This is a genomic window from Herbiconiux sp. J20-20 (assembly GCF_057365085.1).
In genome coordinates, this window is the sequence record NZ_CP195122.1 from 1,803,742 (window position 1) to 1,820,636 (window position 16,895).

General features: G+C 68.9%; 14 protein-coding genes. 9 read left to right on the forward strand and 5 right to left on the reverse strand.

Going from position 1 to position 16,895, the window contains the following annotated elements:
* Positions 1-36: 36 nt before the first annotated feature.
* The 4 genes from ACR3ZA_RS08700 (at position 37) to ACR3ZA_RS08715 (ending at position 5,858) form a co-directional block, all read left to right on the forward strand.
* Complete coding sequence (locus tag ACR3ZA_RS08700) at positions 37-918, forward strand: ABC transporter permease subunit (protein WP_473661578.1); 882 nt, start codon at positions 37-39, stop codon at positions 916-918.
* Positions 919-921: 3 nt separating this feature from the next.
* Positions 922-1,839 (forward strand): ABC transporter permease subunit, encoded by a 918-nt coding sequence (locus ACR3ZA_RS08705; RefSeq protein WP_473661579.1) that lies wholly within the window; start codon positions 922-924, stop codon positions 1,837-1,839.
* A gap of 70 nt (positions 1,840-1,909) precedes the next feature.
* Positions 1,910-2,857 carry an aldo/keto reductase gene (locus tag ACR3ZA_RS08710; protein WP_473661580.1) on the forward strand — a complete coding sequence of 316 codons (948 nt, stop codon included), beginning with the start codon at positions 1,910-1,912 and terminating at the stop codon, positions 2,855-2,857.
* 28 nt (positions 2,858-2,885) lie between these two features.
* The gene (locus ACR3ZA_RS08715) at positions 2,886-5,858 is read left to right on the forward strand and encodes a glycoside hydrolase family 2 TIM barrel-domain containing protein (RefSeq protein WP_473661581.1); all 2,973 of its coding nucleotides are present in this window, start codon (positions 2,886-2,888) and stop codon (positions 5,856-5,858) included.
* A gap of 69 nt (positions 5,859-5,927) precedes the next feature.
* Here the strand turns inward: ACR3ZA_RS08715 and ACR3ZA_RS08720 are convergent, their stop codons facing one another.
* From ACR3ZA_RS08720 to ACR3ZA_RS08730, 3 genes are all read right to left on the reverse strand, one after another.
* Positions 5,928-6,836, reverse strand: a complete 909-nt coding sequence (locus ACR3ZA_RS08720) for an ABC transporter permease subunit (protein ID WP_473661582.1) — start codon at positions 6,834-6,836, stop codon at positions 5,928-5,930.
* A gap of 11 nt (positions 6,837-6,847) precedes the next feature.
* Complete coding sequence (locus ACR3ZA_RS08725) at positions 6,848-7,729, reverse strand: ABC transporter permease subunit (protein ID WP_473661583.1); 882 nt, start codon at positions 7,727-7,729, stop codon at positions 6,848-6,850.
* A gap of 85 nt (positions 7,730-7,814) precedes the next feature.
* A complete protein-coding gene (locus ACR3ZA_RS08730) occupies positions 7,815-9,110 on the reverse strand; it encodes an extracellular solute-binding protein (RefSeq protein ID WP_473661584.1) in 1,296 nt (431 codons plus the stop codon).
* 434 nt (positions 9,111-9,544) lie between these two features.
* Here ACR3ZA_RS08730 and ACR3ZA_RS08735 point away from each other — a divergent pair, with 434 nt between their 5' ends.
* A complete protein-coding gene (locus ACR3ZA_RS08735) occupies positions 9,545-10,564 on the forward strand; it encodes a substrate-binding domain-containing protein (protein ID WP_473661585.1) in 1,020 nt (339 codons plus the stop codon).
* Positions 10,551-11,591 carry a substrate-binding domain-containing protein gene (locus ACR3ZA_RS08740; RefSeq protein ID WP_473661586.1) on the forward strand — a complete coding sequence of 347 codons (1,041 nt, stop codon included), beginning with the start codon at positions 10,551-10,553 and terminating at the stop codon, positions 11,589-11,591. Before ACR3ZA_RS08735 ends, ACR3ZA_RS08740 begins: the two co-directional genes overlap by 14 nt.
* Here the strand turns inward: ACR3ZA_RS08740 and ACR3ZA_RS08745 are convergent.
* Entirely contained in the window at positions 11,588-12,058 is a 471-nt protein-coding gene (locus ACR3ZA_RS08745) for a VOC family protein (protein WP_473661587.1), read from the reverse strand. The genes ACR3ZA_RS08740 and ACR3ZA_RS08745 overlap by 4 nt on opposite strands.
* A 165-nt stretch (positions 12,059-12,223) precedes the next feature.
* Between ACR3ZA_RS08745 and ACR3ZA_RS08750 the strand changes: the two genes are divergently transcribed.
* The 3 genes from ACR3ZA_RS08750 to ACR3ZA_RS08760 are packed head-to-tail and all read left to right on the forward strand — an operon-like array spanning position 12,224 to position 15,710.
* Positions 12,224-13,945 carry a circularly permuted type 2 ATP-grasp protein gene (locus tag ACR3ZA_RS08750; RefSeq protein ID WP_473661588.1) on the forward strand — a complete coding sequence of 574 codons (1,722 nt, stop codon included), beginning with the start codon at positions 12,224-12,226 and terminating at the stop codon, positions 13,943-13,945.
* On the forward strand, positions 13,939-14,868 hold the full coding sequence (locus ACR3ZA_RS08755) for an alpha-E domain-containing protein (protein WP_473661589.1): 930 nt from the start codon (positions 13,939-13,941) through the stop codon (positions 14,866-14,868). Before ACR3ZA_RS08750 ends, ACR3ZA_RS08755 begins: the two co-directional genes overlap by 7 nt.
* On the forward strand, positions 14,865-15,710 hold the full coding sequence (locus ACR3ZA_RS08760; RefSeq protein WP_473661590.1) for a transglutaminase domain-containing protein: 846 nt from the start codon (positions 14,865-14,867) through the stop codon (positions 15,708-15,710). Before ACR3ZA_RS08755 ends, ACR3ZA_RS08760 begins: the two co-directional genes overlap by 4 nt.
* On the opposite strand, the gene ACR3ZA_RS08765 is transcribed toward ACR3ZA_RS08760, so the two are convergent.
* Positions 15,694-16,875 carry a GDSL-type esterase/lipase family protein gene (locus tag ACR3ZA_RS08765; protein WP_473661591.1) on the reverse strand — a complete coding sequence of 394 codons (1,182 nt, stop codon included), beginning with the start codon at positions 16,873-16,875 and terminating at the stop codon, positions 15,694-15,696. The genes ACR3ZA_RS08760 and ACR3ZA_RS08765 overlap by 17 nt on opposite strands.
* Positions 16,876-16,895 lie beyond the last annotated feature (20 nt).

Here is a 16,895-nt window from a genome sequence, read left to right on the forward strand (position 1 = left end):
TCATCCGGCCCCGCAACCCAGTCAGGTCTCGCGAATATGAAATCCGTTCTCGCCGACAAGAAGACCATCGCGCTTCTTCTCATTCCGGCGCTGCTGTTCTACACCCTCATCAAGCTCGTCCCGGTGCTCTGGTCGTTCGGACTGTCGTTCTTCGAAGGCGACCTTCGCGGCTTCGAGTTCGTGGGATTCGACAACTTCATCCACCTCTTCAACGACCCCGAGCTGCAGTCCTCGCTCTGGGTGAGTGCGAAGTACGCGCTCGTCGTGACGACCGGGCAGATCCTGCTCGGCTACTCGCTGGCGCTGTTCTACGTCTTCGTGCTTCGCAAGTCATCGGCCTTCATTCGCGCGATCATCTTCTTCCCGACCGTGCTTCCGACCGTGGCGATCGCGCTGCTCTTCAAGCGCTTCTTCGAGGTCGCGCCGCAGACCGGACCGGTCAACGCGATCCTCAACTCGCTCGGCATGCCGTCGATCGACTGGCTCGGACAGGCGGACAGCGCCTTCATCGTCATCGTGGTCATGGAGCTGTGGGGCTCGATGGGCTTCTACGCGATCCTGCTCTACGCCGGACTGCTCGACATCCCGGAGGACGTGATCGAGTCGGCGCGGATCGACGGCGCGAGCGGCTTCCGTCTCGTGCGCAACATCATCCTGCCGCTCTCGGCGCCCGTGCTGCTGTCGACGCTGATCTTCAGTTTCAACGTCACCGTCAAGGTCTTCGACTCGATCTACGCGCTGACCGCTGGCGGTCCGGGCACCTCGACGCAGCCGCTCACGCTCTACATGTACAAGACCACGTTCGCCTTCCAGGACTACGGCTACGGGTCGACGCTCGCGCTCCTGCTCACGCTCATCTCACTCGCGGTCACCCTCGTGATCTTCGGATCCGCGCGCAAAGACCGGACGAAGGCCTGAACCATGACCACTCTCATCTCTCCCCCCGTTCGCCGGGTCGACGTCGAGCCCCGCACCTCCCCGACGCGCCGGCGCCGGCGCCTGCCGAGCATCCGCAGGTTCTTCCGCTCCATCCCGGCGTGGATCGGCATTCTCACACTGCTGACCGTCGGGCTCTACCCGATCATCTGGCTGTTCCTCAGCTCGTTCAAGACGCAGCGCGAGTTCATCCAGGAGTCGACGTTCGCGCTGCCGGAGTCCTTCAACTTCCAGAACTACATCGACGCCTGGACCACGGGAAACCTGGCACAGAACTTCCTGAACTCGGTCATCGTGACCACCCCGTCGCTGGCCATGGTGCTGCTGTTCGGGGTCGGCGCGGCGTTCGCGATCGAAGTGATGGTCTGGAAGGGACGCAGCCTCACGCTGCTGCTCTTCGTCTCCGGCATCATGATCCCCGGCCAGATGATCCTCGTGCCGCTGTTCATCACGTACTTCCAGCTCGGCATCAGCGGCACCTACCTGCCGATGATCCTCACCTACACCGGTCTCGGGATGCCGTTGACGGTGTTCATGATGGCCGCCTACTTCCGCGCGGTGCCGCGTGAGATCTTCGAAGCCGCCGTGATCGACGGAGCGAGCATGCTGCGGGCGTTCTTCGCGATCGGGCTGCCGATGGTGCGCAACTCGCTGTTCACGATCGGCCTGGTGACGTTCCTCTCGATCTGGAACGACCTGCTGATCGCCTTGACCTTCACCACCAACTCCGATCTGCGACCGATCCAGGCGGGGCTGCTGAACTTCAGCGGCGAGTACGGCCAGGTGAACTACGGCCCGCTGTTCGCGGGCATCTGCCTCAACGTGTTCGGGCTGCTGATTCTGTTCGTCGCGCTCAATCAGAAGATCATGAAGGGGCTCGCCGGCGGAGCGCTCAAGGGCTGATGGCAGCTCGGACGGCGTCCGGGCCGCTGGCGATCCCGCGCGGCGGTCCGGCTCGGGTGGGGGAGGAGCGGTGACGCCGACGACTCCGGTCGCAGTGCGCGCGCTTCCCGGCACTCCGCTGCAGTGCAGTCCGATCACGCTCGGGACCTCGGCGCTCGGCCGGGATGCGCTGCCCGGCAGCGCGGATGAGGCGCGCGCGATCGATCTGGCAGTGGCGATGCGGCGCGGGCCGTACGCCCTCATCGACACCTCGAACGCCTACGCGGAGGGGCGCAGCGAGACCGTGCTCGGGCTCGCCGCGGAGGCGGCTCCCCTCCAGGCGCCCCGCGCCATCGTCACGAAGACCGATCGTGACCTGGCGACCGGCGTGTTCGACCGCGACCGAGTCCTGCGGTCATTCGAGGAGAGCTGTACCCGTCTCGGCGTCGAGCGGGTGGAGGTTCTTCATCTGCACGATCCGTACACGGTCGACTTCGCCGAGGCGAGCGCGCCCGGTGGAGCGATCGACGGCATGCTCGAACTCAAGACGCGCGGACTGGTGGACGCGATCGGGATCGCCGCGGGACGGCTCGACGTGGTGTCGCGCTACGTCGACACCGGTCTCTTCGACGTCGTGCTGACGCACAACCGCTTCACGCTCGTCGACCAGAGCGCGCGGCCCCTGCTGGAGAACGCGCGCTCGCGCGGCACGGGCGTGTTCAACGCCGCGCCGTTCGGCGGGCGGCTGCTGGCGACGGGAGCCGCCGCAGGCGGGAGCTACAGCTACGCGCCGAGCTCGGCGGAGCTGCTCGACTGGGTGCGTCGCGTCGAGCAGGTCTGTCGCGAGCACGACGTCACGCTGCCCGCGGCGGCGCTGCACTTCTCGCTGTCGTCGCCGCTCATCGACTCGACGGTCGTCGGGGTCTCCAGCGCCGCGCGAATCGACGACCTGGAGCGGCTGCGGCGCCAGCGCATGCCGAACGAGCTGTGGCCGGCGATCGAGGCGCTCGGCGCCGCCCCGTCGCCCGTCACCGATTGACGCGACGCTGCTGTCCCATCCGAACCGAGTGGAGAAGATTGTGAACTACTGGGAATCCACGTCCCCGGGTGCCGGCCGTCGCCGGCCGCGCGCGGACGCCGTCTCAACGGCGCGCCGCCTGAGCCTCAACGGCACCTGGCGGTTCCGACTGTCGCCGACCGCCGACGGGGCCGGGGAGGCCTTTCTCTCTGACGACTTCGACGACTCGGCGTGGGACACGATCACGGTGCCGAGCCACTGGGTCCTCGAAGAGGTCACCCCTCCCGGTTCCGATGGCCCGCGGTCGCTTCGCGGCACCCCCGAGGGGCCGCTGTACACGAACACGGCGCTGCCGATCCCCCTCGATCCGCCGCGCGTGCCGACCGAGAATCCGACCGGAGACTACCGACTCGAGTTCACCCTGCCGAGCGACTGGGTCGGCGCGGCCGTCCTGAGATTCCAGGGCGTCGACTCGTGCGCGAAGGTCTGGCTGAACGGTGCCGAGCTGGGCTTCTCCACGGGCAGCCGACTGCCGTTCGAGTTCGATGCGCCGGTGCGCCCGGGCCGGAACGTGCTCGCGGTGCGCGTGCACCGCTGGTCGAGCGGGACCTACCTCGAAGACCAGGACATGTGGTGGCTGCCCGGCATCTTTCGCGACGTCGAGCTGCTCGAGCGGCTCGATGGCTCCGTCGAGGACCACACGGTGCACGCGGACTACGACCACGCCACCGGGCTCGGCACGCTGCGCGTCGACGCCGATGTTCCGGCGCGCGTGCGCATTCCCGAGCTCGGCATCGACGTCGCCGCGGGCGAGACCGCCGCCGTTGCCGTCGAGCCGTGGAGCGCGGAGTCGCCGCGTCTCTATCGCGGGGAGCTCGTGGCCGCGGGAGAGACGATCGACCTCGCCGTCGGATTCCGCACCGTCGCGATCGTCGACGGCGTGCTGACCGTCAACGGGCAGCGGGTCTTCTTCCGCGGCGTCAATCGTCACGAGCACGACCCGGACGTCGGGCGCGCGCTCGATCGCGCGACCATGATCCGCGACATCGAGCTCATGAAGCAGCACAACATCAACGCGGTGCGCACGAGCCACTATCCGCCGCATCCGGAGTTCCTGCGGCTGTGCGACGAGTACGGGCTGTGGGTGGTCGAGGAGTGCGACCTCGAGACGCACGGCTTCATCTACACCGGCTGGGAGGGCAATCCGCCGGCCGTGCCGGAGTGGCGCGAGGCGATGCTCGACCGGGTGCAGCGCATGGTCGAGCGCGACAAGAACCGACCGAGCGTCATCATCTGGTCGATGGCGAACGAGAGCTGGACCGGCGAGAACTTCAACGCTCTCGAAGAGTGGATCCGGCGCACCGACCGCTCGCGTCCCGTCTTCTACGAGCGCGACCCCAGCTACCGCAACTCCGACTTCTACTCGCTCATGTACCCGTCGCTCGAGCGCCTGGAGGCCATCGGGCGCCGCGACGAGGAGCGGCCCGACGGCGTCACCGACGCGGAGGATGCGCGCCGCAGGACCCTGCCCTTCCTGCTCTGCGAGTACGCCCACGCGATGGGCAACGGGCCCGGATCGCTCCACGACTACCACCGCATCCTGCGCTCCTCCGAGCGCTTCTGCGGTGGTTTCGTCTGGGAGTGGATCGACCACGGGTTCCGCCACCGCGCCGCCGATGGCGCCGAGTTCATGATGCACGGGGCCGACGTGCCGTATCGCCCGAACGGCGGCCGGTTCTGCCTGGACGGGCTGCTCTTCCCCGACCGCACCCCGTCGCCCGGGGCGCGAGAGCTTGCGAAGGTGCTCGAACCGGTGCGGATTCGTGTCGACGACCGGATCGTGGTCGGCAACGAGTACGACGTGATCGACCTCGGCCACCTGAGCTTCGTCTGGCGTCTCGAACGCCGTGGGGTCGAGGTCGCCATGGGCGCGCTGGACGTGCCGCCGTGCGCGGCGGGCGCCGAGGTTGCCTGTGCGATGCCGGCCGCGGCGGCCGTGCTCATCGCCGAGGCGGAGAGCGACACGTGGCTCACGGTCGAAGCGCGCCTCGCCGAGGCATCGAGCTGGGCGCCGCGCGGTCATGTGGTGGCCTGGGGTCAGGCCGAGACCCCGGCGCCGCTGCGCTCGAGCGCATCGACGCCCGACCCGACCCCCGCCGTGGTCGCGCCGAAACCGTCGTCGACCGCGGGCGACATCCGCCTCGGCGCCGCCCGCTTCGATGCGCGATCGGGACGCCTGACCGAGTTCGCGGGAATCGCCGTCGACGGTCCGGTGCTCGACGTCTTCCGCGCCCCGACCGAGAACGATCGGGGGCAGGGCGGCAACAACGACCTTGCCGCCATCTGGCAGGCCGTCGGGCTCGACCGCATGCAGCACCGCACAGAGGACGTGCGCTGCGATGCCGACTCCGTCGTCGTTCTCGGCCGCAGCGGTCCGGCGGCCCACGGACACGGCGTCGCGACGACGTTCCGCTGGACCGCCGACGAGTCGGGGGCCGTGACCCTGGGCGTCGAGGCGCGCTTCGAGGGAGCGTGGACGAACACCCCGTTCCGACAGCGCGACATCGTGCTGCCGCGGCTCGGACTGCGGTTCGGACTGCCGGGCGGCTACGCGCGCGCCCGGTGGTGGGGGCTCGGCCCGGGGGAGTCGTACGTCGACTCGCGCGCGGCGGCGAGGGTCGGGCTGTTCGACCGCGAGATCGACGAGCTGCAGACGCCGTATCCCGTGCCGCAGGAGAACGGCAACCATGTCGAGACCCGCACGCTCGAGGTGACCGGCGAGGGGCTGCCGGCGTTCCGTGTCGAGGGGGCGCCGTTCTTCGACTTCACGCTGCGGCGCTGGACCACGGAGGAGCTGGTGCGCGCGCGGCGACCCCACGAACTGCGCGACTCGGGTCGCGTCTGGCTGAACCTCGATCACGCGCAGCAGGGGATCGGATCCGCATCGTGCGGCCCGGCGCTGCCCGAGCAGTATCGGATCGAGCGCGTGCCGACCGCGTGGAGCCTGATCTTCCGTCCCTGACGGCGAAAGAGAACGGGGGCTCGCGGCCTGTCGGCAGCGAGCCCCCGTCACATCGTTCGGGCCGTTCGATCAGCCCTTCACGGCGCCGGCCGCGAGGCCCTTCATGATCCGCTGGTTCAAGAACAGGTAGATCACCAGGATTCCGATGACGGTCGTGCAGATCGCTGCGAACAGCGGGCCGTAGTCGATCGCCCCGTACTCGCCGGAGAAGTTCAGCAACCCGACCTGGATCGTGTTGAGGCGGCGCTGGCCCGCGAAGATCAAGGCGATCAGCAGGTCGTTCCAGATGAGGAAGAACTGAACGATCGCGACGGTGAACACCGCGTTGCGCACCATGGGGAAGCCGACCGAGAAGAACGCTCGAAGCATGCTCGCGCCGTCGATGGTCGCCGCCTCGAAGACCTCGCGGGGGAGTGCGCGGAAGTAGGTGGCCATCATGAAGACCGTCAGCGGCAGGCCGGTCGCGGTGTAGATGATGATCAACGGCAGCAGCGACCCGCTGATCCCGATGTTGAAGAACGAGATGAACAGCGGGAGCACGATCATCTGGCCGGGGATCATGATCCCGCCCAGGATGAGCAGCAGCACGCTGTTGCGGCCCTTCCACACCATGACCTCGAGGGCGAAGCCCGCGGCGGTGCCCAGGAGCACGATCAGCAGCAGCGACGGGAAGGTCGCGACCGCCGAGTTGAGGATCGTGGTCGACAGGTTGGCGACCTCCCACGCGCGCGCGTAGTTCTCCCACGCCCAGAACTCCGGGAGCGCGTACGAGGGGTTGTTGAGGAACTCGCTGTTCGTCTTCAGCGAGTTGATGAACATCCAGAACAGCGGGTATCCGGTGATGACCACGAGGAACGCGATGGTGAGCAGTGCGGGGATCCGGCGGAGCCCTCGAATGAGCTGCCCGAGCGGCCCGCGACGGTGGTGCAGGCGCGGGGCCTGTCGGGTGGAGATGGCGACGGTCTCGAGAGTGGTCACGTCAGTTCCTCTCAGACGGTGTTGTCGCGGCGCGACGAACGGAAGATGGCGAGGGTGACAAGCAGCGACATGATCGTCAGCAGCAGGGCGATCGTGGAGCCGTAGCCGTAATCGCTGTACTGGAAGGCGGTGCGGTACATGTACATCGTGAGCGGCGTCGTGGTCGTGCCGGGGCCGCCCGCGGTGAGTGCGAACACCGAGTCGAAGACCTTGATCGTGCCGTTGATGCTGAAGATCGCCGAGGCGAACACGATGGGCAGCGACATCGGGAGCACGATGTGACGGAACAGGCCGAAGCCGCGAGCGCCGTCGATGCGCGCGGACTCGATGATCTCGTCCGGGATGTCGAGAAGCCCCGAGTAGACGAGCACCCCGTAGAAGCCGACGGAGCGCCAGATGTCCATGATCACGATGACGATGAACGCGGTGTCGCCCGCGCCGAGCCAGTCGACGCCGGCGAGACCGACGTTCACCAGCAGCTCGTTGACCAGCCCGTCGACCGGCGCCGACTGGAACAGCTTCTGGTACAGGATGCCGATCGCCACGGTGGGCAGGACGACCGGGAAGAAGACGAGAGTGCGCACGATCACGGAGGAGCGCCGCAGGATGAACTGATAGATGAGTGCGAGCCCGTAGCCGAGCGCGACCTGGCCGACGGTCACCAGGACGGCGTACTTCATCGTGAACCAGAACGCCTCGGCGATGTACGGGTCTGAGAACAGGCGACCGTAGTTGACGAGTCCGGCGAACTCGAAGCCCTGCAGCACATTGCCCTTGAACAGGGTGAGACCGAACGACCAGGCGACCGGCACCAGCATGACGAGCGTGTAGATGAGCAGCGCGGGGCCGAGCAGGATCAGGATCGTCTTGCGATCTCCGAGGACGGACTTCATCGGCGGGCCTTTCGGGCGAGCGGGGGCGGACGTGGCACGGCCCCGCTACGGTCACGTGGTGTCGACCGTAGCGGGGCCGACGGTATTACGGGTTGTCGATCGCGTCTTGGACGATCGTCATGAACTCCTCGGCCGTGATCTGGCCGGTCACGAGCAGCGCCGCGTTCTGCGGCGAGATCGAACCTGCCTTGGCCGGGAACAGCGCCTCGAACCAGAGGACGCTCGAGCTGCTTCCGGCGATCTCGTCGGCGATCGTCTGCGAGATCGCGGGGAGGTCGACGGGCTCGTCGGCGATGAATCCGGTGATCTGGCCCTGCTTCAGCGCCTCGTTGCCGTAGTTCTCGGCGATGCAGCCGAGCCAGTCGGCGACCTTCGGGGTGTAGGTCTTCGACCCGAAGGTGGCCGGAAGGCCGACGTTGGCCGGGTACTCATCGATGCTTCCGGCGCCGCCTTCGACGGCCGGGAACTTCATGAAGCCGACGTTGTCCGCGCCGATCGCGTTGCTGTCGCCGTTGATGTTGCCGAGCAGCCAGCTGCCCATGTAGATCATCGCGGCGTTGCCCGACAGGAACTCGTTCGTCGCTGCGTCGTAGTCGAGCGAGGTGACGTTGTCGCCGAAGTAGCCGGCGGCACCGAGATCGGCGATCGCCTGGGCGGCGGCCACGTACTCGGGATCGGTGAGCTTGGCCTCGCCGTCAGCGACCTTCTGCAGCGCGTCGCTTCCCAGCGAACGGAACAGATAGCCCGAGATGAGTCGGGTCAGCGGCCAGCCCTGTTCGCCGGAGGCGGCGAACGGCGTGTAGCCGGCGGCGTCGACCTCGGCGGCGAGCGAGGTGAGCTCGCCCCAGGTGGTCGGCACCTCCCAGCCGTTCTCTGCGAAGAGAGCCTTGTTGTAGAAGATGCCCTCGATGTTGTACTGGAACGGCAGGAAGTTGAAGGCGCCGCCGTACAGCTTCTCGATGGTGGAGACCGCTCCGGGCGCGATCTTGTCGCGCACACCGAGCTCGGTCAGCGCCTCGTCGAGGTCGAGGATGACCCCGGCCTCCCAGAGCTTCGCGCCTTCCGCCGGGTTGCCTCCGGCGGAGAACATCGGCGGAAGGCCGCCCTGGCTCGCCAGGAGCTGCATCTGCGGGTCGAGCTCTGCCTGAGGGATCGAGTTGATCTCGAGGGGCAGGGCTTCGTTGGCTGCGGAGCACTCGTTGTCGGCGAGTGCGCGAAGGATGGGTTCGGTGGTGGTGTTCTCGGCGTTCTTCGTGAACTCGAGGGCCGTGGGCTCGGTGGCGCCGCCGCCGGCGCAGCCGGCGAGCACGAACGCAGATGCGCTCGCGAGGGCGATGGCACCGAGGACCGCACGCGAGGGGCGGCGGGGTGCTGTGATCACAATTCCTCCTTGAATGGTGGCCGCCTCGGTTGAGACGTTTCAATTGGGGATGCTAATTGCGCCGGTGGGTGATGTCAACACGATCAGCGCAACAATCACGTGATCAGAGCGAGCGCGCGCCGGGCGCGCCGAGGCCGCGGCAGGCAGCAGACTTGAAACGTCACAACCTGGGGTCTTGTCATCTTGCGACCGCAAATGTGCGAAGCGACAACAAAATATCCTGATCAGTGTCCCGATCGATCCTGCTGCGCGCCGGCCGCGCACGTCGCCGGAACACCCTCTCCCGACGGTGTCCCGGCCGACGGCCGGGCGAGCGGGGCGAGGTGCTGTTCGACGGCTTTCGGCGTTGAAACGTTCCGGCCGCGCGGGGCCGCGCGGTACAGTCGACCTCATCGCGGCGGACGACCGCGGGGAGACAGGCGCGAGGAGGCCACGTGGCTCGGGTGGGAATCCGCGACGTCGCGGCGCACTCGGGTGTTGCCGTGGGAACCGTGTCGCACTACCTGAATCACCCCGGCAAGGTCTCCGAAGAGAAGGCCGCGCGCATCCGTCGTGCCATCGAAGAGCTGGGCTTCGTTCCCAACCAGGTCGGTCGGCAGCTGCGGCTCGGGCACAGCACGGCGATCGCCTACATCGCTCCCGACGTCAGCAACCCCATCTGGGCCCTCATCGCCGAAAGCGTGGAACTGCACGCCGCCGAGCTCGGCCTCTCCGTCTTCATCGCGAACTCGCATCGCGACCGGAGCCGCGAAGACGCCTATCTGGAGCAGTTCGAGCAGCACCGCCTGCGGGGCCTGCTGGTCGCGTCCCACTTCTCCATCGAAGAGCGGCTGCTGCGCATGCGGCAGCGGGGCATGCCGAGCGTGCTCGTCGGGCAGGCGGCGGTCTCACCCGACCAGCCCTCGATCTCGCTCGACGATGTGCTGGGGGGCCAGCTCGCCACGGGGCACCTGCTCGACCTCGGTCGCCGTCGGATCGCGTTCGTCGGCGGTCCGCTCGGGATCCGGCAGGTCGGAGACCGGCTTCAAGGCGCGAGCGAGGCGGTGCGCGCGCACGGCGATGCCACGCTCGAGATGATCAACGTCGTCGACCGCACCGTCGTCGGCGGGCGCGCGATCGCCCGAGAGATCCTGGAGCGCCGCCCCGAGCTGCGCCCCGATGGGGTGTTCGCGGTCAACGACCTCCTGGCGCTCGGCATGATGCAGGTCCTCGTCGCCGCGGGAGTGCGCATCCCCGACGACATCGCCATCATCGGGTACGACGACATCGAGTTCGCCGAGTCCTCGATCATTCCGCTGAGCTCTGTGCGTCAGCCGCGCGACTTCGGCATCGCCGCCGTTGACCTCCTGGCCGGCGAGTTCGACGGTCCGGGTGAGCACCGTCACGTCGTGCTTCCGCCGACGCTGATTCCTCGAACCTCGACCACCGGGGAGCGGATGCATGACCCGTCCTGAACCGTCGGCAGCGGTTGCCAGCGTCCGTGACGTCGCCACGCGCGCCGGCGTCTCGGTCGGCACCGTCTCGAACGTGCTCAACCACCCGGAGAAGGTGTCGACCGCGGTTGCGGAACGCGTCAACACAGCGATCGAAGAGCTCGGCTACGTTCGCAACGAAGCGGCGCGTCAGTTGCGCGTCGGCCGGAGCAGCTCGATCGGACTGATCGTGCTCGACGTGCGGAACCCGTTCTTCACCGACGTTGCGAGAGGCGCGGAAGACGCTGCCGCCGAGTCCGGCGTCTCGGTCATCCTCGGCAACTCCGATGAGGACCTCGACCGGGAGGCCAGCTACCTCGACCTGTTCGAGACCCAGCGAGTGCAGGGCGTGCTCATCTCGCCGGTCGGCGACGTCGCCGACCGGCTGCGACGGCTGCGGTCCCGAGGAACCCCCGTCGTGCTGGTGGACCGTGAGAGCGCCGACGGCAGCGTCAGCTCCGTCTCCGTCGACGACGCGGCGGGCGGCCGACTCGCCGGCGAGCACCTCGTCGAGACGGGTCGACGACGCGTCGCATTCGTCGGCGGTCCGCTCGGGATCCAGCAGGTCGCGGATCGCCTGCGCGGGGCCCGTGACGCGCTCGCCGCGCATCCGGGAGTCTCGTTGGAAGTCATCGAGACCCGGGGGCTCTCCGTGCTCGACGGCCGAAGCGCCGGTGAGGCGATCGCGGCGAGGCCGGCGAGCGAGCGACCGGATGCGGTCTTCGCGGCGAACGACCTGGTGGCGGTAGGACTGCTGCAGGCGCTCGTCATGACGGGAGCGGCGAGCGTCCCCGACGACATTGCGCTGATCGGGTTCGATGACATCGACTTCGCCAGCGCGACCGTCGTGCCGCTGAGCTCGGTGCGCCAGCCGCGTCAAGAGCTCGGCGAGGCCGCCGTGCGACTCCTGCTCGACGAGGTCAACAACCCGGGCGGGACGACGCAGCGCATCATCTTCCAGCCGGAGCTCGTCGTTCGGGCCTCGACCCGACCCGTCGGGGGTGCCTAGCTGCCCGACGCGGGCGGCGGGACCGGGATCCCGGTGAGCAGTTCGATGCGCTCGCCGTTCGGGCCATCGATGTAGCAGAACCGCGCCGACATGTCGTCGTGGCCGGTGACCGACCTGAGCACCGCGTCCTTGGGGGCGACGACGACACGGGCGCCGGCCGTCACCGCGGAGGCGAATGCGGCGTCGACATCGTCGGTCGTGATGCAGACGTGTCCCCACGAGCCGCGCGCCGGCGGGATCGTCTGCTCGGCTCCGACCCCCGCGTCGGTCATCTCGAACAGCTCGAGGTAGCCGCCCTGCGGGCCGCGGAGGTAGCCGCAGCGGTCGGGCTGTCCGAGTGCCGGGTTGCCGCGCCATCCGAAGATCAGCTCGAAGCCGAGGCCGGCTCGGTAGAACTCGATCGACGCGTCCCAGTCGGTCGTCGCGATCGCGGCATGGTGCAGCCCCGGGGGAAAGAAAGCGGACACGGCGTCTCCTCTTTGAAACGTTTCGAGATGGGCGACGGTATCGCGATCCGATCCGCGCGTCAACGACTGTCGGTCGGCGAGGCGGCACGTCGAGCGCCGCGCGGCGGTCGCCGGGGCGCACCCGGCGGAAACACCTCCGCAACACACCTCGCGTAGGCTCGCGCTATGGGTGACCTGTTCGACGGGTACGGCGCTACGGCGACGGGGCGGCGCCGCGCGACCGCGTGGGACGAGATGTTCTCCGATATCTCGCGTCCGCTCCCCGAATCGGCGCGCCCCGCCTATCGGGATATCCACGCCGCGCTCGCGCAGATGACCACCGAAGAGCTCAAGGGGCGGGCCGACGCGCTCGCGGACTCCTATCTGGCGCAAGGCGTCACCTTCGACTTCGCGGGCGAGGAGCGGCCGTTCCCGCTCGACGCGGTACCGCGCGTGATCGACCAGAGCGAATGGGCCGAGGTCGAGACGGGCGTCGGTCAACGCGTGCGCGCGCTCGAAGCTTTCCTCGCCGACGTGTACGGCGACCAGCGTGCCATCCGCGACGGCATCATCCCGGCGCGGCTGATCAGCTCCAGCGAGCACTTCCACCGCGAGGCCGCGGGAATCGTCGCCGCCAACAACGTGCGCATCCAGGTCTCGGGCATCGACCTGATTCGCGACGAGAACGGCGGATGGCGCGTCCTCGAAGACAACGTGCGGGTGCCGAGCGGCGTGAGCTACGTCATCTCCAACCGTCGCGTCATGGCGCAGACCCTGCCCGAGCTGTTCGTCTCGATGCGGGTGCGGCCGGTGGGCGACTACCCGCAGAAGCTGCTGCAGGCGCTGCGCGCATCCGCCCCCGAAGGGGTCGACGACCCGACGATCGTCGTGCTGACCCCCGGTGTGTACAACTCCGCCTACTTCGAGCACACGCTGCTCGCCCGGTTGATGGGGGTCGAGCTCGTCGAAGGCCGCGACCTGTTCTGCTCCGGCGGGCGCGTGTTCATGCGCACCACGGCGGGGCCGACGCGTGTCGACGTCATCTACCGCCGGGTCGACGACGAGTTCCTCGACCCGCTGCAGTTCCGGGCCGACTCGATGCTCGGCTCGCCGGGCCTGCTGCTCGCGGCGCGTCTCGGCAATGTCACCATCGCGAACGCGGTCGGCAACGGCGTCGCGGACGACAAGCTCGTCTACACCTACGTTCCCGACCTGATCCGCTACTACCTCGGCGAAGAGCCGATCCTCAAGAACGTCGACACCTGGCGGCTCGAGGATCCGGGCGCGCTCGAAGAGGTGCTCGACCGACTCGATGAGCTGGTCGTGAAGCCGGTCGCGGGCTCCGGCGGCAAGGGGCTCGTCGTCGGGCCGGATGCCTCCAAGCAGGAGCTCGAGGAGCTGCGCGAGCGGCTCATCGCCGACCCGCGCGGCTGGATCGCGCAGCCGGTCGTGCAGCTGTCGACCATTCCGACTCTCGTCGAGGACGGGATGCGCCCGCGTCACGCCGACCTGCGCCCGTTCGCCGTCAACGACGGCAACGACGTGTGGGTGCTTCCGGGCGGCCTGACCCGCGTCGCGCTGCCCGAGGGGCAGCTCGTCGTCAACAGCTCGCAGGGTGGCGGCTCGAAGGACACCTGGGTCGTCGGTCACGGTCCGTTCCGGCCGCCGGGGCACGACATCCAGGGCCTCGTCGCCGAGCAGGCCGCGATCACGACCTCGATCCCGATCATCAGCGCCGACACGCACCTCCAAGACCACAATCCCGCCGACGCCCCCCACCACGACCAACAGCAACAGCAACAGCAACAGGTCGCTCGGGATGCATCCCCGACGCAACCGAGTGCCGCGCGCGTCACTCCCTTGGGCGCGGGATGCATCCCCGCCGAAGAAAGGGGGGGCGCATGCTGAGTCGGATCGCGGAGAGCCTGTTCTGGATCGGGCGGTACGTGGAGCGCAGCGACGGCACCGCGCGCATCCTCGACGTGCACCTGCAGCTGCTGCTCGAGGACCCGTGGATCGAGGAAGACATCGCCTGCCGCTCGCTGCTGAGCGTGATGGGCACCGAGGTCGAGCCCGACCGTGAGGTCACCCGCGCCGACGTGCTCGCGATCCTCGCCGTCGACCGCCACCAGCCCGCGTCGATCGCCTACTCGCTGAGCGCCGCCCGCGAGAACGCGCGCCGCGCCCGCGAGGTCGTCTCCACCGAGCTATGGGAGGTGCTCAATACCACGAGCGCCCGCATGCCGCGCCGCGTCGCCAGCGACAAGGTCTCGGACTTCTTCTCCTGGGTGCGCGAGCGCGCCGCCCTCGCCGTCGGCATCATCGAGTCCTCCTCGAGCCGCGACGAGGCGTGGCTGTTCTTCACCCTCGGCCGCAGCATGGAGCGCGCCGACATGACCGCGCGCCTGCTCGCCACCCGCAGCCTGACCGAGGCCTCCGGCCCCAGCTGGACGACCATCCTGCGCAGCGTCGGCGCCTACGAGGCGTACCTGCGCACCTACCGCGGCATGCCGAGCGCGCGCAACGCCGCCGAGTTCCTGCTGCTGGATCGGCTCTTCCCGCGCAGCATCCTGTTCGCCGTCACGCGCGCCGAGCAGTGCCTGCGCGACATCGAGCCGCGCACCGACCGCGTCGGCGTGAGCGACCAGGCGCTGCGCCTGCTCGGCCAGATCCGCAGCGGCCTCGAGTACCGTCCGATCGTCGACATCATCGAGGATCTGCCGCACCACATGGACAGCGTTCAGGATGCGACGAGCGCCGCGAGCGAGGCCATCCGGCAGCGCTACTTCCCGACGAATGTCGCCCCAAGCTGGGTGGGAGAGAACTCGTGAACCGCCTCCGGATCCGCCACTCGACGGGCTTCAGCTACGGCGGTGAGGTCACCGCGTCGTACAACGAGGCGCGGATGCTTCCGGCCAGTGCCGACGGCCAACTGGTGCTCTACTCGCACCTGGAGATCCTGCCGATCTCGGCCCACCACTCCTACGTCGACTACTGGGGCACCCGCGTCTCGAGCTTCGAGGTGCTGACGCCGCACCGCGAGTTGAGCCTGACCGCGACGAGCCTGGTGGAGGTGCGCCCGCGCGACCACGACGACCGCCGCCTGGAGTGGCTGGCGCTCGCCGACGAGATCGAGACGCGCACCGAGTGCGTCGAGCAGCTCACGCAGACCGGCCGCACCCGTCCGCCGGCGGAGCTGGTCGAGATCGCGAGGCAGCTGGTCGCCGAGGCGGAGACGCCGTGCGATGCGGCGCTCGCGATCGCCCGCGCGGTGGGTGAGCGGATCGAGTACATGCCCGGCGTGACCGGCGTGCACACCACGGCGGTGGAGGCCTGGGAGCACGGCAAGGGCGTCTGCCAGGACATCACGCACCTGACGATCGGCGCCCTGCGCGCGGTCGGCATCCCGGCCCGCTATGTCAGCGGCTATCTGCACCCGGTTCCGGATGCGCCGATCGGCCAGACGGTCGCCGGCGAGTCGCACGCCTGGCTGGAGTGGTTCTGCGGCTCGTGGCGCGGCTTCGACCCGACCAACCTGATCGACATCGGCGACCGCCACGTGCGCGTCGGACACGGCCGGGACTATATCGATGTCGCCCCGCTGCGCGGCGTCTACGCGGGCCCCTACGGCTCGACGCTGTTCGTCACCGTCGAGATCACGCGCGAGGCGTAGCCAGGGCGCGCGCGAACGCCGCCCCGAGGTCTCGGGAGGCGTCGCGGGCCTGGGAGGCGAACCTCGCGGCCATCAGGGCGTTGCCCTCGTTGTCGGGGTGCAGCCGGTCCGGAAGGTGATGCTCTTCGTCGGCGCGCAGGAGTGACAGGCCGTCGAGCAGGAAGAGGGCCGGGTCGTCGCGGCGTCGCGCATCGACGACCTCGGCCAGGGCTCTGCGCGAGGCCGCCAGGGTCAGCGTGCCGTCGTCGGGGCGCACGGCGCGCGTTCCGCTGTGCAGGCGGTCGGCCTCGTCGCGTTCGAAGGGGCCGGGGCTGTGCTCGACGAGCGCGCAGCCGATGGAGGTGATGACCACGAGCGGGGTGTCGGGGTGCCCGTCGCGGATCAGGTCGAGGAAGCCGTGCACGGCGGGCGCGAAGGTGCGCTCGCGCATGGCGTCGGCGCCCACGATGTTGATTCCGAGCTTGACGGTGATCACGTCGGCGTCGGCGGCCGCGATGCCGCGGGCGGTCATCGGGTCGAGCATCGCGTTGCCGCTGAATCCGAGGTTGGTGACGTCGATGCCCAGTTCGGCCGCGGCGCGGATGGGCCAGACATGCCGGGGCGTCGAGGCGGCCACGCCGTGGCTGATCGAGCTGCCGTGGTGAAGCCAGCGCGCTCGCCCGCTCGGTGCCGAGGCCTCGACCGTCGTCGCTGAACCCCGGCGCGTGGCCCGGATGCGGTGGAGGATGACGCCGGCGTTGTGCGGCAGCCAGAGCTCGACGTCGCGAGGCTCAGCGACCGCGTCGAGCGGGAACGCGAGGTGCGAGCGCACGTCGGGTCCGTGCTCGAATTGCATGCCGGGCAGGGCATGGATCAGTCCGGTGTCGCGCACCTGCACCCGCGTGGTGGTCGCGCCGTCGATCGCGGCGAACTCGGCGGGCGGCCGCTCGCCCGGCCGAGCGAGCCTCTCGATGCTCGTTTCGAGTTCGAGGCGGTCGGCGTCGGTGCGCAGTCGAAGCCGCACGCCTGAGCTGAATCGCGCCATGAGTGCCAGCGGCGCGGGGGCGTACCGGAGCTGGTCGTGCGGCAGGCGCAGCGGGCGGATCCCGTCGCGCACGCGCTCGGTGTCGAGATGGCCGTCGAGCGCTCGCGCGATCAGGTCGACGTCGTTGTCCGGTCGAGTCATGAATCCATTCAACCGCAGTC

Bases quoted from the DNA above. Each gene is read 5' to 3' on its own strand.
- ACR3ZA_RS08700 (WP_473661578.1), top strand. From the start codon at position 37: ATGAAATCCGTTCTCGCCGACAAGAAGACCATCGCGCTTCTTCTCATT.
- ACR3ZA_RS08705 (WP_473661579.1), top strand. From the start codon at position 922: ATGACCACTCTCATCTCTCCCCCCGTTCGCCGGGTCGACGTCGAGCCC.
- ACR3ZA_RS08725 (WP_473661583.1), bottom strand. From the start codon at position 7,729: ATGAAGTCCGTCCTCGGAGATCGCAAGACGATCCTGATCCTGCTCGGC.
- ACR3ZA_RS08740 (WP_473661586.1), top strand. From the start codon at position 10,551: ATGACCCGTCCTGAACCGTCGGCAGCGGTTGCCAGCGTCCGTGACGTC.
- ACR3ZA_RS08750 (WP_473661588.1), top strand. From the start codon at position 12,224: ATGGGTGACCTGTTCGACGGGTACGGCGCTACGGCGACGGGGCGGCGC.
- ACR3ZA_RS08755 (WP_473661589.1), top strand. From the start codon at position 13,939: ATGCTGAGTCGGATCGCGGAGAGCCTGTTCTGGATCGGGCGGTACGTG.
- ACR3ZA_RS08765 (WP_473661591.1), bottom strand. From the start codon at position 16,875: ATGACTCGACCGGACAACGACGTCGACCTGATCGCGCGAGCGCTCGAC.